The organism is Streptomyces sp. NPDC101227 (assembly GCF_044767545.1).
In the GTDB taxonomy this organism is placed as follows: domain Bacteria; phylum Actinomycetota; class Actinomycetes; order Streptomycetales; family Streptomycetaceae; genus Streptomyces.
This window is the reverse complement of record NZ_JBIWOD010000001.1, coordinates 280,724-306,541: the sequence shown is the minus strand read 5'-3', so window position 1 is coordinate 306,541 and position 25,818 is coordinate 280,724. Positions and strand designations below refer to the sequence as shown.

20 protein-coding genes are annotated in these 25,818 nt (G+C 72.8%); 9 read left to right on the top strand and 11 right to left on the bottom strand.

The window, feature by feature from the left end:
- Position 1: 1 nt before the first annotated feature.
- Entirely contained in the window at positions 2–2,065 is a 2,064-nt protein-coding gene (locus tag ACIRPT_RS01370) for a SpoIIE family protein phosphatase (RefSeq protein WP_403820441.1), read from the bottom strand.
- 194 nt (positions 2,066–2,259) lie between these two features.
- On the opposite strand from ACIRPT_RS01370, the gene ACIRPT_RS01365 reads away from it, so the two are divergent.
- From ACIRPT_RS01365 to ACIRPT_RS01325, 9 genes are all read left to right on the top strand, one after another.
- The gene (locus ACIRPT_RS01365) at positions 2,260–3,129 is read left to right on the top strand and encodes a TetR family transcriptional regulator C-terminal domain-containing protein (RefSeq protein WP_403820438.1); all 870 of its coding nucleotides are present in this window, start codon (positions 2,260–2,262) and stop codon (positions 3,127–3,129) included.
- Positions 3,130–3,224: 95 nt separating this feature from the next.
- Positions 3,225–4,112, top strand: a complete 888-nt coding sequence (locus tag ACIRPT_RS01360; RefSeq protein ID WP_403820436.1) for a 3-keto-5-aminohexanoate cleavage protein — start codon at positions 3,225–3,227, stop codon at positions 4,110–4,112.
- Positions 4,113–4,158: 46 nt separating this feature from the next.
- Positions 4,159–5,151: a 3-hydroxyacyl-CoA dehydrogenase NAD-binding domain-containing protein gene (locus tag ACIRPT_RS01355; RefSeq protein ID WP_403820433.1), complete on the top strand. Its 993-nt coding sequence runs from the start codon at positions 4,159–4,161 to the stop codon at positions 5,149–5,151.
- On the top strand, positions 5,148–5,669 hold the full coding sequence (locus tag ACIRPT_RS01350; RefSeq protein ID WP_403820430.1) for a thioesterase family protein: 522 nt from the start codon (positions 5,148–5,150) through the stop codon (positions 5,667–5,669). The genes ACIRPT_RS01355 and ACIRPT_RS01350 overlap by 4 nt, the downstream gene beginning before the upstream one ends.
- A gap of 33 nt (positions 5,670–5,702) precedes the next feature.
- On the top strand, positions 5,703–6,035 hold the full coding sequence (locus ACIRPT_RS01345; protein ID WP_403820427.1) for a DUF427 domain-containing protein: 333 nt from the start codon (positions 5,703–5,705) through the stop codon (positions 6,033–6,035).
- 135 nt (positions 6,036–6,170) lie between these two features.
- On the top strand, positions 6,171–7,154 hold the full coding sequence (locus tag ACIRPT_RS01340) for a metallophosphoesterase family protein (RefSeq protein WP_403820424.1): 984 nt from the start codon (positions 6,171–6,173) through the stop codon (positions 7,152–7,154).
- Positions 7,155–7,198: 44 nt separating this feature from the next.
- Positions 7,199–8,503 (top strand): MFS transporter, encoded by a 1,305-nt coding sequence (locus ACIRPT_RS01335; RefSeq protein WP_403820421.1) that lies wholly within the window; start codon positions 7,199–7,201, stop codon positions 8,501–8,503.
- A gap of 124 nt (positions 8,504–8,627) precedes the next feature.
- Positions 8,628–9,683, top strand: coding sequence for a hypothetical protein (locus tag ACIRPT_RS01330; RefSeq protein ID WP_403821746.1), 1,056 nt, complete (start codon positions 8,628–8,630; stop codon positions 9,681–9,683).
- A 149-nt stretch (positions 9,684–9,832) separates the two neighbouring features.
- Positions 9,833–10,432: a DUF309 domain-containing protein gene (locus ACIRPT_RS01325; protein WP_403821743.1), complete on the top strand. Its 600-nt coding sequence runs from the start codon at positions 9,833–9,835 to the stop codon at positions 10,430–10,432.
- Between the two features lie 25 nt (positions 10,433–10,457).
- Here the strand turns inward: ACIRPT_RS01325 and ACIRPT_RS01320 are convergent, their stop codons facing one another.
- The 10 genes from ACIRPT_RS01320 to ACIRPT_RS01275 form a co-directional block, all read right to left on the bottom strand.
- On the bottom strand, positions 10,458–11,681 hold the full coding sequence (locus ACIRPT_RS01320) for a D-alanyl-D-alanine carboxypeptidase family protein (RefSeq protein WP_403820418.1): 1,224 nt from the start codon (positions 11,679–11,681) through the stop codon (positions 10,458–10,460).
- A 219-nt stretch (positions 11,682–11,900) separates the two neighbouring features.
- The gene (locus ACIRPT_RS01315; protein WP_403820416.1) at positions 11,901–13,154 is read right to left on the bottom strand and encodes a cytochrome P450; all 1,254 of its coding nucleotides are present in this window, start codon (positions 13,152–13,154) and stop codon (positions 11,901–11,903) included.
- A 158-nt stretch (positions 13,155–13,312) separates the two neighbouring features.
- Entirely contained in the window at positions 13,313–14,584 is a 1,272-nt protein-coding gene (locus tag ACIRPT_RS01310) for an MAB_1171c family putative transporter (protein WP_403820414.1), read from the bottom strand.
- Entirely contained in the window at positions 14,577–15,185 is a 609-nt protein-coding gene (locus ACIRPT_RS01305) for a hypothetical protein (RefSeq protein ID WP_403498677.1), read from the bottom strand. The genes ACIRPT_RS01310 and ACIRPT_RS01305 overlap by 8 nt, the downstream gene beginning before the upstream one ends.
- Before the next feature lie 139 nt (positions 15,186–15,324).
- Positions 15,325–15,813: a helix-turn-helix domain-containing protein gene (locus tag ACIRPT_RS01300; RefSeq protein WP_403497982.1), complete on the bottom strand. Its 489-nt coding sequence runs from the start codon at positions 15,811–15,813 to the stop codon at positions 15,325–15,327.
- 215 nt (positions 15,814–16,028) lie between these two features.
- On the bottom strand, positions 16,029–18,044 hold the full coding sequence (locus tag ACIRPT_RS01295) for a hypothetical protein (RefSeq protein ID WP_403820411.1): 2,016 nt from the start codon (positions 18,042–18,044) through the stop codon (positions 16,029–16,031).
- Positions 18,041–19,243 (bottom strand): VWA domain-containing protein, encoded by a 1,203-nt coding sequence (locus tag ACIRPT_RS01290; protein ID WP_403820408.1) that lies wholly within the window; start codon positions 19,241–19,243, stop codon positions 18,041–18,043. The genes ACIRPT_RS01295 and ACIRPT_RS01290 overlap by 4 nt, the downstream gene beginning before the upstream one ends.
- Positions 19,240–21,699, bottom strand: coding sequence for a DUF5682 family protein (locus ACIRPT_RS01285; RefSeq protein WP_403820406.1), 2,460 nt, complete (start codon positions 21,697–21,699; stop codon positions 19,240–19,242). The genes ACIRPT_RS01290 and ACIRPT_RS01285 overlap by 4 nt, the downstream gene beginning before the upstream one ends.
- An 18-nt stretch (positions 21,700–21,717) precedes the next feature.
- Complete coding sequence (locus ACIRPT_RS01280) at positions 21,718–22,887, bottom strand: AAA family ATPase (protein ID WP_403820403.1); 1,170 nt, start codon at positions 22,885–22,887, stop codon at positions 21,718–21,720.
- Between the two features lie 142 nt (positions 22,888–23,029).
- Positions 23,030–25,744: a DUF4132 domain-containing protein gene (locus tag ACIRPT_RS01275; RefSeq protein ID WP_403820400.1), complete on the bottom strand. Its 2,715-nt coding sequence runs from the start codon at positions 25,742–25,744 to the stop codon at positions 23,030–23,032.
- Positions 25,745–25,818: the final 74 nt, after the last annotated feature.

Below are 25,818 nucleotides of genomic sequence, written 5' to 3'. Positions count from 1 at the left end.
GTCAGGGGCAGTTGAACTCGCACCATACGCACTTTCCGGTGCCGCGCGGTTCCACACCCCAGACATCCGCCAGCCGGTCCACCAGCAGCAGCCCGCGTCCCGAGACCCCGGCCTCGCCCGGTTCGCGGCGCCGCGGCAGGCTGCTGGAGTGGTCCTCGACCTCCAGGCGCAGCCGCCGCATGGCGCTGTGCGGCATCCGGATGTTGACGATGGCCTCGCCGTCGGTGTGCAGCAGGGCATTGGTGATCAGCTCGTCGGCGACCAGCTCGATCTCCTCGGAGCGTTCTCGGGCGCCCCAGGCCCGTACGGCGGCGCGGATCATGTGCCGGGCGGCGGACAGCGCTTCGGGGTCGGCGGGCGCGATGTGCTGCCGGAACCGGCCGACGGTGTCGTGCTCGGGTGCGCCCAGGCGCCGCAGCAGCAGCAGCGCCATATCGTCCTCGCCGGTGTCCTCGTCCACCGACGCGCAGAGCCGGTCGGCCAGTTGCTGGACGTCCTGCGGCCCGTCCCGGACCTCCCGGGCCAGGTCCCGCATGCCGTCGTCGAGGTCGATGCCGGGCTGCTCGACGAGGCCGTCGGTGCACAGCACCAGGGTGTCGCCGGGGGCGAGATGGACGGTGGTGACGGGGTAGTCGAGCCGTACGAACTCGGAGGCGATGCCGAGCGGCAGCCCGCCGGCCACCGGCAGCCGGCGGCAGATGCCCTCGGCGTGCCGCAGCAGCGGGTCGATGTGCCCGGCCCGGACGAACCGGGCGGCTCCGGTGCTCAGGTCCGCGTCGACGTAGATGCAGGTGGCGAAGCGGTCGGTGTCGAGTTCGTTCAGGAAGGCGGAGGCGCGCGCCATGACGGTCGCGGGCGCGTGCCCCTCGGCGGCGTAGGCGCGCAGGACGATCCTCAGCTGGCCCATGAGGGCCGCGGCCTGGGTGTCGTGCCCCTGAACGTCGCCGATGACGGCGGCGACCCGGCCGTCGGGCAGCGGGATCACGTCGTACCAGTCGCCGCCGATGTCCCGGCCTATCCGGGCGGAGCGGTAGCGCACCGCCACCTGGGCGCCGGGGACGCCGGGGATCCTGCGGGGCAGCATGGCCTGCTGGAGGCCGGCGGCGAGGTCGTGCTCCTGGTCGTAGAGCATCGCGCGGGCCAGGCTCTGCGCGATGCTGCTGCCGAGCGCGAGCAGGACATTGCGCTCCTGGTCGCGGAATTCGCTCTCCCGCTCGAAGAACAGCCCGATCACGCCGATGAGGCGGCCCTGGGCGATCAGCGGCAAATACGCGGCGGAATTGACGTTCAGCGGTTCGATGGCGTGCCACAGCCGCGGGTAGCCGTACTGGAATTCGGCGCGCCTGCGCACATAACGCGGAGTGAGGGTGCGCACGACCTCGCTCATCGGGAATTCGTCGCCGACCCGCGTGAACTCCAGATCCGGCACAAAACTTCCCGCCTTGCCCTCCGACACCAGCCGGATGCGCCCCGCCTCGACGAGCCCGAGGATCACGTTCTCCGCGCCCAGCCGGTCCAGTCCCTGCTCATCGGCGAGTACGGCGATGACCTCGCCGACCGTCCGGGCGTGCGAGAGGGCGGCGGTGACGCGCTCCACGACGCTGGTGTGCCGCCGCCGCTCCTCATCGACCGCGAGCCGCTCCGCCGCATGGGTGTATTCGTCGCTGGCGTCGCGGACCACGCCGATGATCCGGCGGGGCGTGCCGGTGGCGTCGCGGCGGATGCTGCCCTGGGCGTGCGTCCAGCGCAGCTCGCCGTCCCGTAGCCGTACCCGGAAATAGGCGCCGTAGGAGTCGCTGCCGTCCTTGAGGGCGCGGGCCACCAGGGCGTCGAGCCGGGCCGCCTCGTGGGCCGGTACACGGCAGCTGAGGGTGTCCGGGCGGTCGTCGTACTCCGCCGGCAGCATGTCGAAGACCTCAAGGGCGGGCGGGTCCATGTGCATCAGCCCGCTGTCGAGGTCCCAGTCGAAGCCGCCCATGCCGTTGAGAGCCAGGGTCAGGTCCGGGTGGGCGGGCCAGTCGTCCGGCACCGACACGGTGGGGCGCTTCGCTCCCCGGTCAGCCATGTCGTCACTTTGCCACATTCCCCCGCTTTTCGGCTGCTCCAACGGAATTATCCGCCCCTCCCGCCCCGCACCTGACTCTCGCATCAGTTGCCTCATCACAACCCGCCGCACACCTCGGAAGAACAGGCATTTCTTCCCACGCCCCATCCTCTGACCGTTGCGAAGATCTCAACACACTGTTACGGTCCCCGACCATGAAGGAAGACGCCTCAGACCCCGTGGCCCGGGTCGCCGATGAGGCCGGGGACGTCACGGAACGTGTCCGGCAGGTGATCGACCGGCTCGGGTGCAGCCGTCGCGAGTTCGCCCGCCGGATGGTCATGGACCCCTCGAAGCTGTCCAGGTCGCTGAGCGGCACCCGGCGCTTCACGCTCGCCGAGATCGTGCGCATCGCCGATATCGGCGGCGTGGAGACCGGCTGGCTGCTCGGCGCCCCGGAGCGCCCGGCAGCGCCGCCCGGCCGCGAGCCGGTACCGGTGCCCGAGGGCGGCCGGCCGCTGCAGATCGTTCGGGAGACCGTACGGCTGATCGCCGAGCACGGCTTCCACGGCGTACGGGTCGCCGATATCGCGGCCGCCTGCGGTACGAGCACCGCCGCCGTGCACTATCACTTCCCCGGCCGCGACGAACTGCTCGAGGCGGCCGTGCGCTGGTGCATGGACGAGGACACCGAACGCCGCGCCGCGGGCCTGGCCGAGGCCGCCGACGCCCGCGCCGAACTGCTGCATCTGATCGCACTGCAGACCCCGCGCAGCGCCCAGCAGCGCCGGCAGTGGCTGGTCTGGCTCGACCTGTGGGCGCAGGCCGCCCGCTCCACCGCCGTCGGCCGGCTGCACGAGCACTACTACCGGCAGTGGCGCACCACGGTGGCCGACGTCCTGCGGCGGGGCGTCGCCCAGGGCGTCTTCCGCCCGCTGGATCCGGAGTTCACCGCGCTCCGGCTGACCGCGCTGATCGACGGCCTGGCCACCCAGGTGCTGGCCACCGCCCCCGACAGCACCTCCCCCGACACCATGAACGCCGCGCTCCTCGCCTTCGTCGAGAGCGAGCTCACGCCCGGCTGACACCGGGATCACGTCCGGCCGGCGCCGGGCCACGCCTGGCCGACGCCGGTCCCGGCCCTCCAGAGAACCGGCCGCCCCCCAAGAAGGGAACCCCCGTGAACAACGAGGTCATCATCACCTGCGCGCTGACCGGCGCGGGTGACACCGTCCGCCGCTCCCCGCACGTCCCCGTCACGCCCGAGCAGATCGCGAAGTCGGCGGTGGAGGCGGCGGACGCGGGCGCCGCCGTGGTGCACATCCACGTACGCAACCCCGAGACCGGCGCCCCCTCGCGCGACCCGCGGCTGTACGCCGAGGTCGTGGACCGCATCAGGCAGACCGGCACCGACGTGGTCATCAACCTCACCGCCGGCATGGGCGGCGACCTGGTGATCGACCCCGACAAGCCGCTGGTCCAGCTGCCCGGCACCGACCTGGTCGGCGGCCTCGAACGGCTCCCGCACGTCGAGGAGCTCCTCCCCGACATCTGCACGCTGGACTGCGGCTCGCTCAACTTCGGCGACGGCTCCAACCTCTACGTCTCCACCCCCGACATGCTGCGGGCCGGCGCCCGGCGCATCCAGGAGCTGGGCGTGCGGCCGGAGTTGGAGATCTTCGACACCGGCCAGCTGTGGTTCGCCAAGCAGATGCTCGCCGAGGGACTCCTGGACGACCCGACCGTCTTCCAGCTGTGCATGGGCGTCCCGTGGGGCGCGCCGGCCGACCCGGGCGTGCTCCAGTCGATGGTGAACATGCTGCCCGCGGGCGCCCAGTGGGCCAGCTTCGCGCTCGGCCGGATGCAGATGCCGTGGGTCGCCCAGTCGATCCTGCTCGGCGGCAACGTCCGGGTCGGCCTGGAGGACAACCTGTACCTCAGCCGCGGCGTCAAGGCCACCAATGCCCAGCTGGTCGAACGGGCCGTGCACATCACGGAGTTGCTCGGTGCGTCGGTCGCCACGCCGGATCAGGCGCGGGCCCGGCTCGGCCTGAAGCCGCGCGGCTGACCCCCCTCCCTCCCCGTCCCCTCTCCCCGTCTGGAGCCGCTCCCCCATGCCCGAAACCACCCCCGGATCCCCCGCAGCTCCCTGCGCCCCCGAGGCCGTACGCCGCGTGGCCTGCATCGGCGCCGGCGTTATCGGCGGCGGCTGGGTCGCCCACTTCCTGGCCCGTGGCTATGACGTCACCGCCTGGGACCCGGCCGACGACGCCGAGGACAGGCTCCGCCGCCTGGTCGCCGCCGCCTGGCCCGCGCTGGAACGGATAGGCCTGGCCGAGGGCGCCTCCCAGGACCGTCTGACGGTCGCCCCCACGCTGGCCGAGGCCGTCACCCACGCCGACTTCGTCCAGGAAAGCGCCCCGGAGAAGCTGGAGTTGAAGCGCTCCCTGCTGGCGGAGCTGGCCGCCGCCACCCCGCCGGGTGTCGTCATCGCCTCGTCCACCTCCGGCTACCCGATGACCGATATGCAGACCGAGGCGGCCGCGACGGCCGGCGCGGGCCGCCTGGTCGTGGGCCACCCCTTCAATCCCCCGTACCTCATCCCGCTCGTCGAGGTCGTCGGCGGCGAACGGACCGACGCGGACGCCGTGGCGTGGGCCTCCCGCTTCTACGACGTGGCCGGCAAGTCCGTCATCACCATGGACCGCGAACTGCCCGGCTTCATCGCCAACCGCCTCCAGGAAGCGCTGTGGCGCGAGGCGCTGCACATGGTCGCCAACGGCGAGGCCTCCGTCGAGGACATCGACGCCTCGATAACCGAGGGCCCGGGTCTGCGCTGGGCCTTCATGGGCCCCTGCCTGACCTTCGCGCTGGCCGGCGGCGAGGGCGGAATGGCCCATATGCTCGACCACTTCGGCCCGTCGCTGAAGTCCCCCTGGACCCGTCTGGAGGCGCCGGAGCTGGACCGGACGCTGCGGGACGCGATGGTCGACGGCTGCGCGGCGGCCGCGGGCGAGCGTACGTACGCGGATCTCGTCGCCGAACGGGACCAGGGCGTGATCGACGTGCTGCGCGCGACCGGCCGGCTGGGGAGCGTCGAGCGATGAGCACCACTCTCCCCCACTTCCGGCAGACCGTCCGGGACGAGTGGATCGACTACAACGGACACCTCAGCGAGGCCTACTACGTCCTCGTCTTCGGCTTCGCGACGGACGCGCTGATGGACGCGGTGGGGCTGGACGCCGAGTACCGGGCGGGGAGCGGCTGCTCGCTCTATACGGTCGAGGCCCATGTGCGCTACCTCGACGAGGTCGCCCGGGGCAGCCAACTCGCCATCCGTACAAGGGTGTTGGGGGTGGACGCCAAGAAGGTCCGCTTTCTGCACGAGATGTATGTGTGCGAGGCGTCGTCCGGCGAGCCCCTCGGGGATGTGGTGGCGACGGAGGAGCTGTTCACCCTGCATGTCGACCAGGCGGCGGGGCGGGCCGCGCCGCTGCCGGCGGCGGCCCGCGAACGCCTCACCGGCCTGGTCGCCGCCGCGCCGGAGTGGGCGGGCCGCGGAATCCGGGAGGTCAAAGGCCCGTCGTCCCGCCCCGGCGGCGCGCCGGGTGCGACCCTGGAGTGACCAGCGCCCGCCCACCACCGACAGGGAGCCCCCATGACCGCCACCCGAGGCCACCACATCGAAGTCACCCAGGGCACCGACCACATCCGCGTCGTCGTCGACGGCCGGCTCCTGGCCGACACCCGTCGCCCCCTCCTCCTCACCGAGACCGGCTACCCGGTGCGCTACTACCTGCCTCCCGAGGATGTCCGCACCGACCTGCTCGTCCCGTCGGACACCCGCACCGTCTGCCCCTTCAAGGGCACCGCCTCCTACTGGTCACTTCCGGGTGGCCCGGAGGACATCGTCTGGGCCTACCCTGAGCCGCACCCCGAGGTGGCGGGCATCAAGGACCATCTCTGCTTCTACGAGGTGGAGTTGGGCTGATCCAAAGGGGCGCACAAGAGCCGGCGACAGTAGGAAAGTTTCCTAACAAAAACTCGGCCGACCTCCTTGACGCGTACATGGCTCGCCGCCAGGATTCCTCGGGACGGCTCCCCCACGCCGACCCAGGAGACGGACATGACGTCGACCCCCCGCGCCGAGAACCATCCGAGGAAGCACCCCAGGAAGCGCACCGGCCTCACCGGCACCCGCTGGGGCCTACCCGCCGCGGGCGCCGCGCTCGCGCTCGTCGGCGGGGTGGTGCTCTGGTCGCCCGCCGGCCGGGCCGACGCCACGCCGGACCGGGCGGCGGGCGCGCAGGTCGGCGGTTTCACGGCCGTCGCGGCGGGCGATATCGCCGAGCGGTGCACCGCCGATGACAGCGGCTGCGAGCACCCGAAGACCGCGGCGCTGGTGAAGAAGATCAATCCGGCGTTCGTGCTGACCATGGGCGACAACCAGTACGACGACGCCCGGCTGAAGGACTTCAAGCGCTACTACGACACCAGCTGGGGCGCCTTCAAGGACAAGACGCATCCGGTGGCCGGGAATCACGAGACCTACGACCCGAACGGTGAACTGGCCGGCTACAAGGCCTACTTCGGCAATATCGCCTACCCCAAGGGTAAGAGCTACTACGGTTATGACCAGGGCAACTGGCACTTCATCGCGCTGGACTCCAACAACCTGGACTCCGCCCAGACCGACTGGCTCAAGTCGGATCTCGCCGCGAACTCCAAGAAGTGCGTGGCCGCCTACTGGCACCACCCGCTCTTCTCCTCCGGCGAGCACGGCAACGACCCGGTCAGCCGCCCGGTCTGGAAGCTGCTGTACGACGCCAAGGCCGAGCTGGTCCTCAATGGACACGATCACCACTACGAGCGCTTCGCCCCGCAGAACCCGGACGGCAAGGCGGACGAGAACGGGATCGTCGAGCTGCTGGGCGGGATGGGCGGCGCGAACCCATACAAGATCGAGGAGGTGCAGCCGAACAGCGAGAAGCGGCTGACCGACACCTTCGGCGTGGTGAAGCTCAACTTCACCGACGACGGCTTCTCCTGGGACCTGGTGGGCACGGACGGCAGCACCAAGGACAGCAGCCCGAGCTACCGGTGCCACTGAGCCGGCGGGCGGACGGGCCACCGGAACCGCGGGCGGTCTGACCGATGTATCTCGCGACCACGGACGCGGCCGCGACGGCGACAAAGGTGACGCGGGGCCGCGTCGGGGGGCCGGTGCTGGCCCTCGGCGCGGTCAGCCTCGTCACGGACATCTCCTCCGAGATGGTCACCGCCGTACTGCCGCTCTACTTCGTTCTCCAACTCGACCTCTCCCCCCTTCAGTTCGGGTTTCTCGACGGCCTCTATAACGGCGTTACAGCGCTGGTGAGGCTGCTGGGCGGGCATGCCGCCGACCGCGGCGGGCGGCACAAGCTCGTCGCCGGGGCGGGCTATGCGCTCTCCGCGCTGTCCCGCCTCGGGCTGCTGCTCGCGGGCGGCGGCACGGCCGGCATCGGCGCCTCGCTCGCCGCGGACCGTATCGGCAAGGGCATACGGACCGCGCCGCGCGATGCGCTGATCTCGCTCAGCGCCCCGCCGGGCGCGCTCGGGCGGGCGTTCGGCGTACACCGCGCCATGGACACCACCGGCGCCCTGCTGGGTCCGCTGGCCGCGTTCGCGCTGCTGTGGGCCACGGCGGATGCGTACGACGCGGTGTTCGTCGTCAGCTTCTGTGTGGGGCTGGTGGGGGTGTTGCTGCTGGTCGCCTTCGTACCGGGCCGGGCCGCGCGGCCCACGGTCCGGCCCCCGGCACCGGCCACCGGACCGCGCCCCCGCGCCGGAACGCGCCGGCCGGCACCGCTCCGCGACCCCGCCTTCCGGCGGATCTTCGCGGCCGCGGCGCTCCTCGGCGCGGCGACCATCGGCGACTCGTTCGTCTATCTGCTGCTGCAACGCAGGCTGGGATTTGCGGTGAGCTGGTTCCCGCTCCTGCCGCTGGGGGCCGCCACCGTCTATCTGCTGCTCGCGGTGCCCGCCGGGCGGCTCGGCGACCGCATCGGGCGGCGGGTCCCCTTCCTGTGCGGGCATGCGGCGCTCCTCGGCGGCTACCTCCTGCTGGTGGCGACGGACTCGGGACCGGTGCTGCTGGTGGGCGTGCTGCTGTTGCTGGGGGTGTTCTACGCGGCCACGGACGGCGTCCTGATGGCGCTCGCCGGGCCCGTTCTGCCCGCCGCACGGCGGGCGAGCGGAATGGCGCTGCTGCAGACGGGCCAGGCGCTGTGCCGGCTGCTGGCGGCGGCCGGGTTCGGGGCCGCCTGGACGCTGTGGGGCGCCCGGCCCGCGCTGTTCCTCGCCGCCGCCGCGCTGTCCGTGGCGCTCGCGGCGGCCACCGCGCTGCTCCCCGGCCACGGCCGGAGCGGACGGCGCCCGGAGCGGCCTGAGCCGCAGGAAGAGCGGCCGTCCCCGCCCTGAACCGGTGAACCCATCGCTCCACACCCCCCTTGCCCCACCGAAGGAACCGGAGGAACCGACGCCCGTGTCCGAAACGCCGTTCCCGTCGCCGTCACAGCGGGAGGACGCCCCCGCCCCGGCGGGCATCGCCGCCCTCTCGCTCCGCGCCCGGATCGTCGCCGTGGCGACCGCCACCGCGCTCCTCGCCGCCGTCGCCGTCGTCTATACCGTGGGCGCCGCCCGGCACGCCGAACCGGCCGACGCCACCTCGGCGTTCGGCCTGGACCACGGCCTGCTGTACTTCCGCAGCACGGGCGCCGGATCCGGCCGGGTGGCCCGGCTGTCCGCTCACCCGGCCGCCACCGGCCGGGCCTCGTCCCGCACCGCCGGCCACCGCACCACCGGCGGCCCCGCCTGCGAGCGCTTCTACGCGGCCGCCGGCACCGGCCTGTGCCTCCAGCGCCGCCCCGGCATCCCGCCCAGGTCCTACGCCGTCGTGCTGGACCGGCGGCTGCGGGAGAAGCGGCGGATCGCGCTCACCGGCATCCCCAACCGGGCGCGGGTCTCGGCGTCCGGGCGGATGCTGTCGTGGACGATGTTCGCCACCGGGGACTCGTACGCCACCAGCGCGTTCTCCACCCGCACCTCGATACTGGACACCCGCACCGGCTACCTCATCAAGAACATGGAGGAAATCCCGCTCACCCTCGACGGCCGCCGCTACCACTCCCCCGACGTCAACTACTGGGGCGTCACCTTCGCCCGCGACGACAACCGCTTCTACGCCACCGTCTCGACGAAGGGGAAGACGTACCTGGTCGAGGGCGATATGCGGAAGTGGGCGGCGCGTACGCTCCGGGAGAACGTCGAATGTCCGTCCCTCTCCCCCGACAACACCCGCCTCGCCTTCAAGAAGCGGGTGCGGGAGGGGGCCGACAAACCCTGGCGGCTGTACGTCCTGGACCTGCGCACCCTGCGCGAGCGCCCACTCGCCGAAACGCGCAGCGTGGACGATCAGGCCGCCTGGCTGGACGACCACACCCTCGCCTACGCCCTGCCGGGCCGCGGCGGGCGGCCCTCCGACATCTGGACCGTCCCGGATGGGGGTACCTCCCGCTCGAGCGGAGCCGAGAGTGGGGGAGGCGGCGGCACGCCGACCCTGCGCGTACCGGACGCCTCCTCGCCGTCGCTCGTCCCCTGACCCGGACTCGGACCGCCCCGCGTGGCCCCGGCTTCGTGGCCCGGGAGACGCGCGCCCCGGGCACGACGCACAATCGAAGGGTGAACGACGGCACCGAGGAAACAAACGACAGGTCCGCCACGGGCGGCGATCCGGCCTGCTGGCTGCACATGGTGTGCGACGCCTGCGGGCGGGTCCGCGAGCGCCCGGAGAGCGAGGTGTGCGAGCACTGCGGTGCCGGTACGGAGACCGCCGCCGCACCGCCCCCGGAGTCCCGCTCCGGCTCTCGCTCCCGGGACCGCGATGAGCAGGGGCGGGCCCGTAACGCCCGGCCGCGGGACGGACTGGGCCGCCCGCTGCCGTATGACTCCCCCGGCGTGGCCCGGCAGCCCGAGGGGGTGCCGCGCACTCCCGGGCAGGCGCTGACCGAGGCGCAGCGGCTGCTGGACGAGGGCATGCCGTTCCATGCGCACGAGGTGCTGGAGGACGCCTGGAAGGCCGCGCCGGAGGCGGAGCGGGGGCTGTGGCGGGGGCTGGCCCAGCTGGCGGTGGGCCTGACGCATGCGGCGCGCGGCAATGCCACGGGCGCCCTGGCGCTGCTCGACCGGGGCGCGGGGGCGATCGCGCCGTACGCGGACACCGCCCCGTACGCCATCGATATCGCTGGACTGGCGGGCTGGGCAAGGGAGTTGACGAGGAAGCTGGCGGAGCGCGGCGAACCGGTTCCGGCGGCCGGGACGGCGCCCCGGTTGCGCACCGGGGCCCCGTAGGCGGGCCGTTGGCCGGATCCGGGGGCTATGCGTCCCCCTCCGGCGGGCCCCCGCGCCGGCGGCCGTGCCGGCGCCAGGCGAGCGTGCCGGCCAGCGCGAGCGCCAGGGCACCGACGCCGCCGCTCCACAGTGCCGTGGCGGAGTTCTTGGAGGTGCCGCGGTCGGCCTTGGCGGTGACGGTGGTGATGGTGCCGGTGGTGCCTCTGGTACCTGTCGCCAGCGGGCGTCTCACGGCGCGGCTCTCAGGGGCTATCGCGGTACGGCCCTCGGGCGCGGAGCGTACGGTGCGCAGGGCGTCGATCGGGCGGGCCTTGCCGACGCTTTCGAAGCCCCAGTCGAGGAGTGAACCCGCCTCCTTGTAGACGGCGTTGTATTCCCCGGAACGCGGATTCATGACCGTGACCAGCAGCGTACGGCCGTCCCGCCGGGCGGCGGCGATGAGGGTGTTGCCGGCGTGCGTGGTGTAACCGTTCTTGACGCCGATGATGCCGGGGTAGGGGGTCAGGCCGTGCGAGCCGGCCAGCATCCGGTTGGTGTTCACGATCTGGGTGACGCCGTCGCGGGTGGGGAAGCGGGCACTTGCGGTGGCGCAGTATTGCGCGAAGTCGGGGTTGGCGAGCCCCGCGCGGGCGAAGACGGTCAGGTCGTACGCCGAGGAGAGCTGGCCGGGCGTGTCGTAACCGTCCGGGGACTTCACCGTGGTGTCGCGGGCGCCGAGCTTGCGGGCGGTCTTCTGCATCTCCTGAGCGGTGGCGTCCCAGCCGCCGTTCATCGAGGCCAGGACGTGCACGGCGTCATTGCCGGAGCGCAGGAAGACCCCGCGCCACAGGTCGGCGACCCGGTAGCGCTCGCCTTCCTCGACGCCGACGAGACTGCTGCCGTCCCCGACGCCCTCGAGGTCCTCGGCGCTGACCTCGCGGACCGAGCCGGCCGGGAACTTCGGCAGCGCGGTGACCGCGAACAGCGTCTTGAGGGTGCTGGCCGGGGGGAGTCTGCGGTGCGGCGCCTTGGCGGCGAGGATGTCGCCGGTGTCGGCGTCGGAGACCATCCAGGAGCGGGCCGACAGGCCGTCCGGCAGCTCGGGCACACCGGGGGCGGCGGCGACCCGGACGTCCGCGCCCGGGGAGGCGGGCCGGCGGATCCCGGCTCCGGTGTGGGCCGCGGCCGGTATGGAGGTCAGGGAGATTCCGGCGACGGCGAGCGCCGCGACCGCAGCGGCCTTCCTGGAATTCAGCGCGTCGGTTGCCATGTCGCCACGCTAAGAACGGCCGTTGCGGCCCGCAGCGTGAGTGCGCCAGACGGACCAAGAGGCCGCTGCCCGCCCGGCGTGTCGCATCGTTGGGGCGCGGTGGGCCATGGGCGTCGCCGTGCGCGCGCCGGTGTCGCATCTGCAAACGAAGGCCCGCCCGGTGCGACGGGGGATGCACACCGGGCGGGCTCAAGACCTTTCTACCGCATCAGCGGCCGGTTATGCCTCAAAAACTTGTTCGCTTCTCGTTTTCCAGGCCACGGGGAGCGAAATCAGGCCATGTGCCCGCAGGGTGCGTCGGCGCTGCAGCTCTTCCCTCGGAACGCCCAGCCGCAGGCCCGGGAACCGGCTGATGAGCGCGCCGAGCGCGGTCTCGGTCTCCATACGGGCCAGCGGCGCGCCGAGGCAGTAATGGATGCCATGGCCCAGCGCGAGGTGCCCGGAGAGGTCCCGGCGGTGGTCGAAGGTGTCCGGATCGGGGAAGCGGGCGGGGTCGCGGTTCGCGGAAGCGACGGCGAGGAGCACGCTGTCGCCGGCCGGGATCCTGACCCCGCCGATCTCCAGGTCCTCCTTGGCGAAGCGGCGGATCGCCAGCGGCGCGGGACCGTCGTGGCGCATGAACTCCTCGACCGCAGCACGGAGTTCGGCCGGATTGCGGCGCAACCGGTCGTACAGGTCGGGGCGTTCGAGCAGGGCGAGCGCGGCGTTGCCGATGAGGTGGACGGTGTTCTCGTATCCGGCGAAGAGGATGAGGAAGGCGAGCGAGGTCAGCTCGTCCTCGGTGAGCCGGTCGCCTTCCGTCCCGGTGGCGTCGTCGCGCACCGCGATCAGGTCCGAGAGCAGATCGTCGCCCGGCTCCGCGCGCTTGGTGGCGAGCAGGCCGGTGAAGAACGCCAGCAGCGCCCCGATCGCCTGCTTCATCAGCTGCGGCTTGGTGGGGTCGGGGGTGATCAGGGCGTCCGTCCAGGCCCGGAAGTCGTGCCGGTCGCGCTGCGGGATGCCGAGCAGATCACAGATCACGACGATGGGCAGCTGCCCCGCGTAATCGGCGATCAGATCCGCCCGGTCGCCGCGTTCCTCCATGGCGTCCAGAAGTTCGTCGGCAACCCGTCGTACGGGCTCCCGCAGCGCGTCGATCCGCCGCGGAGTGAAGGCCTTGACCACCAGGCGGCGGACGCGGGTGTGGTCCGGCGGATCCATGTTCAGCAGATTGGCGTCCAGCGCGGGCGGCAGCGCGAATCCGCGGTAACCGCCGGGCGCCGCATGGCGCTTGTCCAGGGAGAGCTTCGGGTCGGCGAGGGCGCGGCGGACGTCGTCGTAACGAGTGACCAGCCAGGCGGGGTTCCCGTCCGTGCCTGTGATCCGGTGCACCGGGCCGGCCGCACGCAGCGCCGCATAGGCGGTGTGGGGATCGTCGAGGAGGGGCGTCACGTCGATGGGGGCGTCGGGGCCGGTCTCGGCGGTGTTCTGCATGGGGCACGACTCTAGCCATCCGGTGGATCGCGGCCGGGGCCGGGACGCGGGCGACGACGGCGGGGCGGCACCGGCGCCTACGATCCCGTGCCGCCCCCGTCTTGCGGGTGGCCCGGACCCCCGTGCCGGGCCACCCCGTCTGTGTGGTCGCGCCGCCGCTAGAGGCGCGGTGCGGCGCTGCGCTGCCGCAGCTCGGTGAGCACGGTCTCTATCAGAGGCGAGTGATAGACATCCGCGACCAGCGCCAAGTGCTCGTATTCCGCCGCGAGTTCGGCCCCTTCCGCATGCGTGGCCGGGCCTTTGGCCGTACCGCCTGCCGCGCCCGCGACGACCACCACGCTGTCGGCGCCGTGGGCGGGCACATGGCCCACCGCGCGGTTCTCCAGCCCGCGGCGCAGCGCGGCCGCCTCGGCGACGGCGGCCAGCTGACGGTCGTCGAGCGAGACGCCGCGGGCCCGCTCGCGGGCGATGTCGACGGCGTCGGACTCGACATGGCGGCGGATGCCGCGCTGGACGTCCCGGATCTCCGCCATCTGCCGGTTGGCGCGCCATTCGAGGTCGGCGAACGGCCAGCGTACGGTCCAGCCGGCGCGTTCCATGGTGACCTCGGGAGTCCCTGCGGTAACGGTCCGCCAGAGCGGGGAGAGGCGACGCAGCCGGCGCCAGGCGGCGGCGCGGGGACCGGCCGCCGGGAGGGCGAATCCGGCGAGTACGAGAATCGCCGCGACCGAGGCGCTGAGCGGGGCCACGCCGTTGGAGAGCCAGGGTGCCGGGTGGCCGGCCCAGGACAGGGCGAAGCCGATGACCTTGCAGGCGCAGTAGACCAGGCCGAGCCAGCAGCCCGCCGCCAGTACCCGCAGCCCGCGCGCGAGCCAGGAGGCGCCCAGGCGAGCGGCGCCGAGGCGGGCGGCGTAACGCGGGCAGAGCGTCCCCAGGGCCGCCAGGCTCGAGCCGAAGATGGCCAGATACAGCACCAGGAAGAGCATCACACCAGGAGAGTTGGTGTAGGCGGTGCTGAAGTCGCGGGGGTGCTCGACCGCATCCGGGCGGCCGACCGCGAAGCCGATGACGGCCAGCGCCCACAGCACGGCCACGCCCCCGACGGCGGCGCGCGCCTTGGCCCGCGCGCGGGCCCGGGCGGCCTCGCCCTCGCCGGCCGTCCAGCGCAGCAGCAGTACCAGCGCGCCCGCGGCGAACACCACGACGGAGGAGTAGAGGAAGACCATGGCGAGGTTGGCCACGCCGACCAGCCGGTCGAACCAGCGGTAGAGGCTGGGCGCGGAGAACAGGAAGACCGTCGCCACGCCGCCCGTCATCACACAGGCGAGGCCCAGGTCGGCATTGCCGCGGTCGCGGAACCAGGCGGCGGATTTATAGCCGACGATGGTCCAGGCGAGGGCCGCGAAGCAGAGGTAGATGACGTCAAACACGCCGCGATCCCCCGTCCCCGTAGGCGTCCGCGTCTCCGGCTCCGTCCCCGTAGGCGTCCGCGTCCTGCTGCTTACGGATGTGCTGCAGCGCGGGCCCGAGCGCCGCGGCCAGTTCGGCCGCCTGTCCCTCCAGCGGGACTTCACGCTCCCCGGCCGACGGCGCGACCCGCTCCATCAGCAGCGTGCCCAGCACCTCGGTCTCCCGCTCGGCGAGGTTGTCGTAGCCGTGATGCCGGGCGAAGCCCGCGGTCAGCCCCATCCGGCGCATGGCCGTGGCGACATCGACCGACGGGGTCCACAGCTGCAGCGCGTCCTCCGTAATGGCCGGATCCTGCGCATGGCCCAGCAGGAGATGGCTCAGCTCGTGCAGCACGATGTGCGCCTGATGCCAGGGGGACGTCTTGAGTTCGAAGAAAATCCAGTAGGCGTCGTCCGTGGACGCCGTCATCCCCGAGACCACCCCGCCGAGGCTCATCGGCACCATATGGACGGGCCGTTCCACACGCGTGGCGACGAGGTCGCACATCCCCCGCAGATCGATGGAGGCGGGCAGCGCCAGCTCCTTGATCAGCTGCTTGCACCGCCTGCGTATCTGCCCCACTCGCATGCTCGTCCCGTCATCGTGTCCGGCCCGCCGCCAGAAGGCGAAGATCTCGTCGCGCTCGACGGTCCGTAACCGATCGCCGAGCGAATCGCCCGTCGGACCGCCTGCCGAATCGCCCGTCGGACCGCCTCTCGCATCACTCCGCACGCCGCTCACCACCCTGATCCGGCGGATCGGCCGGCAGATTCATCTGCTGCCGGAACTGGGAGATGATCGTCGTCAGGCTCTCCTGCACCTCCGGCGGCAGCCCGACGGAGCGCAGCGCGATGGCCCGCACCCGCTGATCGCGCATCGCCGCGAGGAAGCGGACCTCTTCCGACACCCGCGCGGCCTGCGGCTGCGAGAGGTCGCCGAGCAGATAACCGACCGGTACGGCAAAGAACTTGGCCAGGGCGCGCAGCAGCTCCGGACTGGGGTTGGTGCGCCTGCCGTTGCGCAGCATCGACAGATACTGCTCGGTGACCTTGACCCCGCCGTACTCGGCCGTCTCACCGCTGATCTCATCGGCCACGAAAGCGTTGGTGTAGGGAGCCCCGGCCGGGTGCATATGCGCGAAGAGATGGTTGAGCCGTTCCGCGAGCGTGCTGCTCGCCCCCTTGGACCGGCTGTCGCCCCCCACTGTCATGCCTGCTGTCCTCCGGACTCCTGCGGGTCCCGCACGGGCGGCCCGACGGGCCGAGCCCAACGAACAGTTAAGGGCCCCGGAACCTCTGCCCCCATCCTTTCATGGGACAAACGCGCCGCACCAGTCCACTTACGGACAGTGAGGTCACCCGGACTTAACCGAGAGTTGAGTTCACTCTGCGCACGCGAGGGGCGCGGCGGCCGGGACCGCCGGGGTCAGCGGAGCTCCGCGGTCGTGAGCAGTCTCAGTTGGGCCTCCACCCAGGCGGCGACCATCGCGTCGGGCTCGCCCTCCGTCACGGCCTTGGACAGCGCGACCACCAGGCCCCCGGCGGTGTGCAGCCCCACGGCCGACAGGCCCGCCGCCGCATCACCGAGGCGCCGCCGGACGCCGGAGGGCACCTGGCGCAGGCCGTGGTGGGCGGCGTCGGCGCAGGCGGCGAGGGCGGCCCGCAGGGCTTCGTCGACGGGCTCCCGCGGGCCGTGGTCCTCCTCCGGGGCGGCGCCGAGGTCACTGTCGCCGTCGCCCGGCGCGAGGTCGGGCAGGACGGGGCCGTCATCGGTCAGTACGGCGAGGGGGCGCACGGTGATGCGGCCTCCGGAGCGGTGTACCGGGCCGCTGAGGTAACGGGGAGTGCCGAACTCGCCCTCCAGGGCGGCGGCCAGGCAGTCCAGCGCCGCCGGGGCGGCAGCGTCGTACGTGGCCGATACCAGCGCCGTCGTCCCGTGTGCGTCCGCGATGACGGCGTCGAGGCGCTGGTCCCCGGGGTCGTAACCGATCGTCCGCACCTCGGCGACCGGCACGGCCCGCACCAGTTCGGCCTCGACTCTGGGGCGTATCAGCTTCGGTGGGAGTTGGGCGAGTTGGCGCTCCAGGGAGGCGAGGTCGGAGGCCGTGACGGATGCGGGCAGGCCGCCCCATGCCCCGCTGCCGTCCAGCGGCGTGACGCTGGTTCTGGCGACCCTGCCGGCCGCCAGGCGGACGACCCGGCTCGCGCTGCGGGACGCGGATTCGGTCACCACCTGCCCGGTGGCCAGGGTGCGCAACGGCACGCCGCTGATTCTGCGTGGGGCGAGCCGCGCGCCGGTCAGCGGCTGCTCCCCGCCCTCGGGAACGGGCCAGTGCTTGCGGAGCACCAGGACCGTGCCGCTGTCGGGGTGCGCGAAGAACAGCTCGGCGGTGCGCTCGGTGCCGCTGCCGCCGATCCGGCAGCCCAGGCCGGTGAGGTGGACCCGGCGCAGCGGCGTCTCGGCGGGCTCGTCGCTGCCCAGTACCCGGGAGCGGGGGCTGGCGCCGCCGTTGACGGCCGCCCGGTGCCGGGCGTGGATCTCGGTGAGGAGCTCAGCGAGGCGTTCGGGACGGTGCTGGGTGGTGCGGTCCCGGTAGGCGTCCAGCTGCTCGACGAGATCGCTCAGCGCGGCGGCCGGCCAGCGCAGGCCCTGCCGTTCCAGGGCGCGGGCGGCGCGGCGGAGCGAGGCCGTCGCCACGGCGCCCGTGTGTGTGGCGCCGTCGAGCAGCAGCTCATCGGCCAGGGCAACCGCGGGTGCCAGTCCCGGATCCGTGCCGGTGGTGGTGGCGGTGGTGCCGCCGGGGCGCTTGGGGGCGCCGCCTACGTCGAGTCGGACATCGTCGGCGTCCAGGCCGCGTTCGTCCGCCGCCCGGAATGCCCACACAGCGAGGACGATCATCTCGTGACGGGCCGTATCGGCGGCGTCGGTGTGGGCGTAGCGCACCTCGCCGGGGACCAGGAAGCGGACCGTGCAGGAGCGCAGCTCCGCGCGCGCCACGGGATCGGCGGGCGTGGGGCGCACCAGCCGCGCCGGGAAGCCCGCGGTGCGGGCGCGTCGGGCGGCGGCCAGGGCCGGTGCGCCGTACAGGGCGGTCAGCGTGTCGTCGTCGACGCCGCCCGGCGACCAGGGGGTGAACGGCGCAGGCTCCTCCTCGGCCCGGCGCCGGCCGAACTGCCGCTGATACGCCAGGACCAGGCCGATGCGGTGCCGGCACACACCGGGCGCCGCGCAGGTGCAGGACGCCGCCTGGAGATCGGTGTCGGGGGGCAGGGCGGCGGTCACACCGTCGTCGAACGCGCCTTGTACTGTGCCGTCCTCGCCGACCTCGATGGCCGGCGCCGTCCCGGCGTCGAGGGCCTTGGCGGCACGTTTGACCAGGCCGCGGTTGGCGAGCGCGGCGAGCGCGTCCGGGGTGAGGGTGAGGAGGTCGTCGCGGGTCATCGGCCCAGCCTTTCCGCGACGAACGCCGCCAGTTGCCCGGGGGTCATGGCGCCGACATGGGCGCCGGTGTCGGCCAGCCGCTGCGCCAGGTCGTGGTCGTAGTCGGGGTTGGCCGCCTCGTCCAGTGCGGCGAGCCCGAGCACCTGTGTGCCTTGCTGCACCAGCTCGCGCACCGTGCGGACCAGCCATTGTTCGTCGCCGCCCTCATAGAAGTCGGTGACCACCGCCAGGATCGTCCGGCGGGGGTTGTCGATGAGCGAGGCACCGTAGGCCACCGCCTTGGCGATGTCCGTACCGCCGCCCAACTGCGCGGTCATCAGCAGCTCCACCGGATCCGTGACGTCCTGGGTGAGGTCCACCACGCTGGTGTCGAAGGCGATGAGGTGGGTGCGCAGTCCCGGCAGGCCCCACAGGCAGGCGGCGGTCACCGCCGAGTGGATCACCGAGGACGCCATCGACGCGGACTGGTCCACCAGGAGGATCAGCTGCCACTGCTCGACATGGCGCCGGGTCCGGGCGAAGAACCGGGGGTTCTCGGTGGCCAGACGGCGAGCCTCGGGGTCGTAGTGGGCGAGGTTGGCCCGGATGGTGGCGTGGAAGTCGAAGTTGCGTGCCTGCCGGAAACGGCTGGGCCGGCGGGCTCGGGTGCCGGAGAAGGACTGCCTGATCTCGGGCTTGAGCCGCGCCATCAGATCACGGACCACCGCTTCGACGATGCGCCGGGCGAGCGCCAGCACCTGGGGGTTCATCAGGTGCTTGGTGCGCAGCACGGCGCGCAGCAGCGTGGCGTTGGGCTCGATGCGGGCCAGGACGTCCGGGTCGGTGACCACTTCCTGGATCCCGTACGTCTCGACGGCGTCCCGCTCCAGCCGTTCGATGGTCTCCTTGGGGAAGAGGCGGTGGATGTCGTCGAGCCACTCCACGGTGGTGAGCGCGGACGGCTCCTCGCCGGCGCCCCGGCGCACGGCGCCGCCGGCGGCGCCGGTGCCGCCCGTGCCGTCGGCCCCCTCCGCGTCGTCGGCGCCGCGCAGCCCACCGATCCGTATCTGCCGGCGCGCCCGGTCCGGGTCGCGGCCGTAGAGCCACTCCAGCGCGGCGTCGCGGTCGGCGTCCTCGCCCTGCGGCGCACCCGTACGGTGCCAGGCCGGGGCGCCGAGGATCAGCCGCCAGCGTTCGATCTCCGGATTCTGCGCAGTCATGAAGTCCCCCTCGTTGCGGCTGAGTTGGCGGCGGCCGGGCCCAGTCCTTCGCCGGCCAGGACGCGGGTCACCCGTTCCTCCAGGGCCATCGCCTCGGCAGCCACCAGGGGGTCGGCCACCGCCCGGGTCAGCGCCCTGGGCGAGCCGCGCAGCCCCCGGCGGTCCAGCAGTCCGCCGGCGATCGTCTCCCGTTCGCGGGGCGGGAAGTACGCGAACGCCTGGCGCAGGGCGGGCAGCGCCACCAGGAACTCGTCTCCGGTCATGGCGGCGACCACGGTGTCGAGCACGCCGAGGACGCCCTCGCCGGCGCTCGCCCCGCCTCCGGCCAGCACCTCGCTCCTGGCCAGCGCGAACAGCCCGGCGAGCCAGTCGCCCAGCACCTCGGGGCCGGACGTACCGACGAGGGCCTTGGCCGGGTCGAGGCCCTCGGCTTCGCCGCCGTCGCCCTCGCTTTCGCCCACGGCTTCACCGCCGCTTGCGCCCGCATCCCGTGCGCTGTGCAGGGACCAGCACAGCCCGAATGCCGCGCCGCGCAGATCGGGCGGCGCGGTGGTGTCCGCGCTGATCCGGCGCGCGGTGGCCAGCGCCGGCGCCCGGTCCAGGCCGAGTTGCTTCCCGGCGTGCACCAGCGCGTCCCGCGTCGCCGCCAGCGCGTACAGCCTGGCCCGGTCGGCGGGCGCGGGGCCGCCGTGCACGCCCTCGGCCAGCCACAGGATCCGGGTGACGGCGGCGCCGATGACGGTACCCAGCAGCGGGCTCCTGGCCGCTCCCAGGAGGCGGTCGTGCCGCCACAGGCCGAGCGCGGCGCCCAGCGCCGTGCCGAGCCCGCCCAAGTCGACCGCCTGCGCAATCCCGGCGTCGACGGCCTCGAGCGCGCCCGCGGAGAGCTCGGCGAGACCGCACAGCGCGGCATCGAACAGCACCGCGGCGAGCAGCCCGGCGTCATTGCCGGCCTCGGCGATCCGCTCCCGCAGCACCGCGGCCGCGGCCTCCCGCAGGGTGGCGCCGTAGGCTCCCGCTTCGATCAGCCGGGGCAGGCGCCGGTCGGAGGGGGACAGCTGCCAGCGCTCGTTGAGCACCAGGTCGGCTCCGGTGGCCGGCCCCGACTGCCGTACGAATCCCGGGATGCGCAGAACGTGCAGCCGGTGCAGGACGCGGCTGCGGCGCAGCCCCCGGTCGTCGGCGAGGTCCAGCGTCACGGCCGACGCGCCGGTGGGGTCGAGGCCGAGGCGTTCGAGCTCCGCGGTCGCGTCGTGGACCAGCGGCGGCATCGGGGTGTCCGGGTGGAGCCGGCCGACCCGGTCGCCGCTGAACGCCGCCATCAGCTCCGCCACGACGGGGTGGGAGCCCGGGGCCAGCGGGCCGCGCGCGGCCCACGGCAGCCGCTGCCCGAGATCGTCCGAGACGAGCGTCCCGGCCAGGCCGTCCAGCACATCGGTACGGAACGGGGCGCGATGGCCGCGCAATCGCGCGAGGCCCTCGGCCATCGTGCGCGCCGCGATCAGATCGGCCGTCGACACCACATGGCCGCGCCGCCGCAGCCGGGCCACGGACTCCTCGACCAGCCCCTCGGCGGCGGCCCGCGCCCCGCTCTCCCACAGTCGTTGGTAGTACTCCGGGGACGGCATGCCCGACTGATAGCCGGCGAAGGCGTCCAGCCGCCGGAAGGAATACGGCACGAGGTAACTGGCCGCCACCGCCTCGTCGGGCGGCCTCGGCACCTCGGGCCAGTCGCCCTCCCCCGTCGTCTCCTGGGCGCACCGGGCGCGCAGCGCCGGCTGGTGGAAGCCGCCGGTCACCACCACGACCGGCCGGCCGCCGGCCTCGGCGACCGCCGCCCTGACCCACCGCGCCATATACGCCTCGCGCGCCCGGTCCGCCTCCCCCGCGCGCTCCTCCCCGCGGACCAGCGCGAAGTAGGCCGAGAGCCGCTCCTCGAACCCCTTCACCGCGCCCTCCGCACCGTCCCCTCCTGGACCGCCTCTTTCTTCGCCGTCCGCGTGGCCGTCTCCTTCACCGCCGACCTCGAAGAGGTGATCCCACAGGGCGTCCTCATCGTCGATCGCGAAGGTCTTGCACAGATGCGCGACCGCCCGCGCGCCCCAACGGTCCGCGTCCGCATAGCGGTTGCGGCGCCGCGCGAACGCCGGGTGCCACGCCGGCAGGTCGATGAACCGCACCTCTGCTCCGCACTCCCGGCCCGCGGTGAGCGCCACCCACTCCGGGGAGTACGCACAGAACGGCGTCCAGGAATTCTCGTACCGCTCGCCGTCCAGGTAGGAACTGAACACCGCGATCGGCAGATCGTGGCCGAGCAGCAGCTCGTCGATCCGGTCATTGATGTCGGCGGGCCCTTCCACCAGGACGAACGCGGGGCGCAGCGACTCGATGGTCGAGGCCACCAGACGGGCGCAGGCCGGGCTGAAGTGGCGGACCCCGATGAAGGTGGCGGTCACTTGGCCATCACCTCGCCCTCACCGGTCCGGGAGGAGATGACGGGCGCGGTGCAGGGCCTTCCACTGGGCGCCCTTCTTCCGCGGCACCCGCTGCTCCAGATAGCGGCGCAGCCGGGCGAGGTCCTCGGCGTTGTCCTTCGCCGCCGTGCCCGCCAGGCACTCCACGATGTCGGCGGGCGAACCCGCCTCGCCCCGCAGATACCAGCCACGCAGGCCCACGGCGTGCGCGACGGAGACCGCCTCGGCGGTGCTCATCACCGTGGAGAGCCGGTCCGTGGACCCTCCGCCGTGTTCCGACTCCGCGCTGCCGGTGCGCAGTTCGCGGAACGCGGTGACCAGCACCTCCAGTACGTCCCGGGGTGCCGGTATCTCCACTCCGGAGCGCCGCAGCAGGTTGTTGGCCTCCCGCTCGACCAGGTCGAGTTCGGTGGCCGGGTCGGCGATGGGGAATACGGTCTCGAAGTTGAACCGGCGCTTGAGGGCCGCGCTCATCTCGTTGACGCCGCGGTCACGGGTGTTGGCGGTCGCGATGACGTTGAACCCCTCAGTGGCGAACACCATGCCCTCGGCGCCGGCCAGTTCGGGAATCGCGAGGGCCCGCTCGGACAGCAGCGAGAGCATCGAGTCCTGGACCTCGAGCGGGCAGCGGGTGATCTCCTCGAAGCGGACGATCTTGCCGCCGGTCATTCCGCGGAGCATCGGCGCCGGCACCAGGGACCGTGTGGACGGCCCCTCGGACACCAAGAGGGCGTAGTTCCAGGAGTACTTGATCTGGTCCTCGGTGGTGGCCGCGCCGCCCTGGACGGTCAGCGTGGACTCTCCGCTGACGGCGGCGGCGATCAGCTCCGACAGCAGCGACTTGGCCGTTCCCGGCTCGCCGACCAGCATGAGCCCGCGGCTGGTCGCCAGGGTGACCAGGGCGCGGTCGACCAGGGCCGAGTCGCCGACGAACTTGCGGCTGATGCCGCGCTTGTCGTCCCCGACGATGAACCGTCGGGCGGCGTCCAGGCTGAGGGCCCAGCCGGGCGGCCGGTGGCCGTCGTCGGTGTCGCGGAGCCGGGCCAGTTCGTCCGCGAAGCGGACTTCGGCGGGCGGCCGCTGGGCGGACGCGGATCCGTTCGATCCGGGGTTGGACTCGGACGTGGATCCCGGGATGGGCCCAGGGGTGGATACGGGTGGTGATGTCACGATGTGGTGCCTCGCGGTTCGAAGGTCGGCGCATTTTCGGAAGGTCGGCGCGGTTCGGAAGGTCGGCGCGGTTCAGGAGTTCGGCACGGTTCAGGAGTTCGGCACGGTCAGCGGTTCGGCCGGGCCAGAGGGTTGGACCCGGTCAGGAGCCCGGCCCGGTCAGGTCGACGAGATCGGTGAGCAGTTCGCTGACGGTCACCGGGTCGAGGTCGCCGAAGGTCCGCTGGGGACGCTTCTTCCGGCGCCGCCCGCCATCGGAGAGGTCGCGGACCGTGACGCCGGTGATGGCCTGCTCGGGCCGCTCATAGGGCGCGCGGACGACAATGCCCGGGTTCAGCCCCACCACCACCGAGAGGCCGCCGGGTATCTCGCGGGAGATCCACGGCTGTACGCCGCCGTCCTGGGGAGCAGCCCGCCGCCACCCACGCTTCTCCAGCCCGAGGACCCCGCCGGTCGGCACGGTGATGCCGTGGAAGCGCGTAAGGTCCGCGCCGTCCCGCTCGTCGTCGGCCAGCGCATGGACGGGCCGCTCGAGCTGGGCGAACGGCTGGAGGATCTCGTAGTCGGCGAGTACTTCCGCCCAGTTGTGGTCCGCGGCCAGATGGACGGGATGAAGAATGCCGATCTTTGCCGCGCGCGGAAGGGCGAACGCCTCGTCCTCGACGTCGGCGAGGGTGCGGTCCTCCGCCAGGCGGAAGTCGCGACGGGTGTCGCCGTACTCGCCGGTCCACACCACCCGCCGGGCGAGGTGCCACAGCAAGGGATGCTCCGCGAAGGTCGCGCGGAACTCGGCCAGGGACCATCGGTGCTGGGACACCATCGCCCGTTCCATGCGCCGGATCTGGTCCGCGGCGACCACCCGCACGTCCTTCTTCAGCCCGGCGAACCGCCGGTAGGCGAGCGGCCCGAGGACCTGGTCGTCGCGCACACCGGGCCGGGGCAGGTTCTTGCGCCGCTTGCCGTCCCCATCGGTGACATACGGCCGGAGCTGCTCGTCGAAGCCGGCGGTGAACCGGCGGCTGCCGTAATCGAGGGTCAGACTGCCGTTCTGCTCCAGTCCGAAGCCGGGGACCAGCCGCTCGGCGAACTGCTCCGCGGTCAGTCCGCGCTCACCGGCGAGCCGGTGAAGGTGGTCCCAGGCCGCCTTCTTGACGCTGTTGTGCCTGGTCCGCTGGGCGATCCCGCTCAGATGCATCAGGGCGACGTCATTCCCGATGGCGGCCAGCACATCGACCCCGACCATCGCCTTGCGGTAGTGCCCCCGCCGCGGCCAGGCGCGGATGAGGTGGGTCAGCTCGCGGGCCGTCTCCTCGCCGCCCAGCCGCTTCAGCGCGGCCAGCGCCCAGGCCGGCGCCTCGGCGCTCTGCCGGAACAGCGCCCACACGAATTCATCCAGCGACGCCGGTTCGCACAGCTCCTTGACCACGTCGACACCGGAATCCGCCGCACCCGCGTGGCCCGCCGCACCGGGCCGGGCCACGGCGAGCATCCTCACCAGATGCCGAACGGACGGCACCGGCAGGGCCCGCCGGCTCCCGCGCAGCAGCACCTGAGGCAGCAGATGGACATCGATCTCGTCGCCCGGGGCCGGCTCGGTGCCCACCGCGTCCTCGCGCCCCCAGGGCGGGTCCACCAGCACGTCGGGCAGCGTGTCCGGAGCCGCCTCCACCACCCATTCCCTGGCCCGCATGGCCATCCCGATCGTCTTCCGTGCGGCGTCGGGCAGGGTCGGCACCACGTCCTCGGCCAGGGCGGGGTGGGCGTTGAGGTGCTCCCGCAGCAGCCGTTGGGCCATCCGCGCCCTGCGGGAGGAGCCGGTGGCCGCATCGGCCAGCAGCCGCACCGCCCGCACCGGGAACCGCTTCTTCGCCTCCAGTACGGCCCCATGGACACCCGGCCGCCCGAGCCGGGAGGCGAGCGCACCGAACGCCTCATCGCCCGGCATGGCGACCAGCGCCCCGTAGATCTGGTGGAGACCCCACAGGACGGGATGCTCCCGGTCGTCGTCGAGCAGCTCGACCAGCGTCGGCACCAGCGCCGGGCCGACACCCTCGGCCACCGTCTGTGCCACCGGCGGAATCTGCAGCCAGGCCTCGCTCTGCCGCTCCCTCAGCAGAGCGAGCTGCTCCCCCGAGCTCAGCGCACACACCAGCAGCGGCGAGCGCCGCGCATACCGGGCCGTCAACGGGGTGGCGACCAGCTCGTCCGACCAGTCCGTACGGGTCGGCGCCAGGTAGGAGACGACCACCCGCTGATACTGGGTCAGCCGGTGGTCCGCCAGCGCGGCGACGACCTCCTGGTATTCCGCCTCGTCGGCGGCCGCCAGCATTTCCCTCGTCCGGCGGGCGGCCCCTTCGACGTCGTCGAAACCGGAGGCGGAGTTGTCATCGCCCAGGACCGTCACCCAGCCGTCGAAAGTCGGCTTCTTCGTCCTGCTCAGGACGAGGACGCGGCTGAGCTCCGCGGTCGCCACGGCGGCGAAGAGCAGCCCGTGCCGCTCGGCCCAGGCGTCCGTGAAGCCCTCGCACTTCTCTTCGTCCCACCCCGACATCGACCAGATGGCCGCCGCGACCACGGCCGCGCCCAGCGGATCCGGCTCCCCGTTCAGATGGGCACGCGCCGCGTCCGCCATCCCCTTGTCACTCGACGAGTGGTCCAGGACCCCGTCCAGATCGGCCCGGACCTTCGTCAGCCTGCGCCGGATGACCCCGGCCGCCCGGGAGTCGGTCTCGACCGGCGGTCCGGCAATTCCCCCACGCCGCACATGGACCCGCTCCCGCCACGCCTCGGGAACGACGAACCCGTCCTCCCCCGCGGCCCCGTCCCCGACGTCGCGTACCCGCTCCGACCGGCCCATTTCGCGCCTCCCCGTTGAACATCAACATCGTTGGCGCCAAGACTAGTTGGGGGGTCTGACACTGCCCGTCGCGC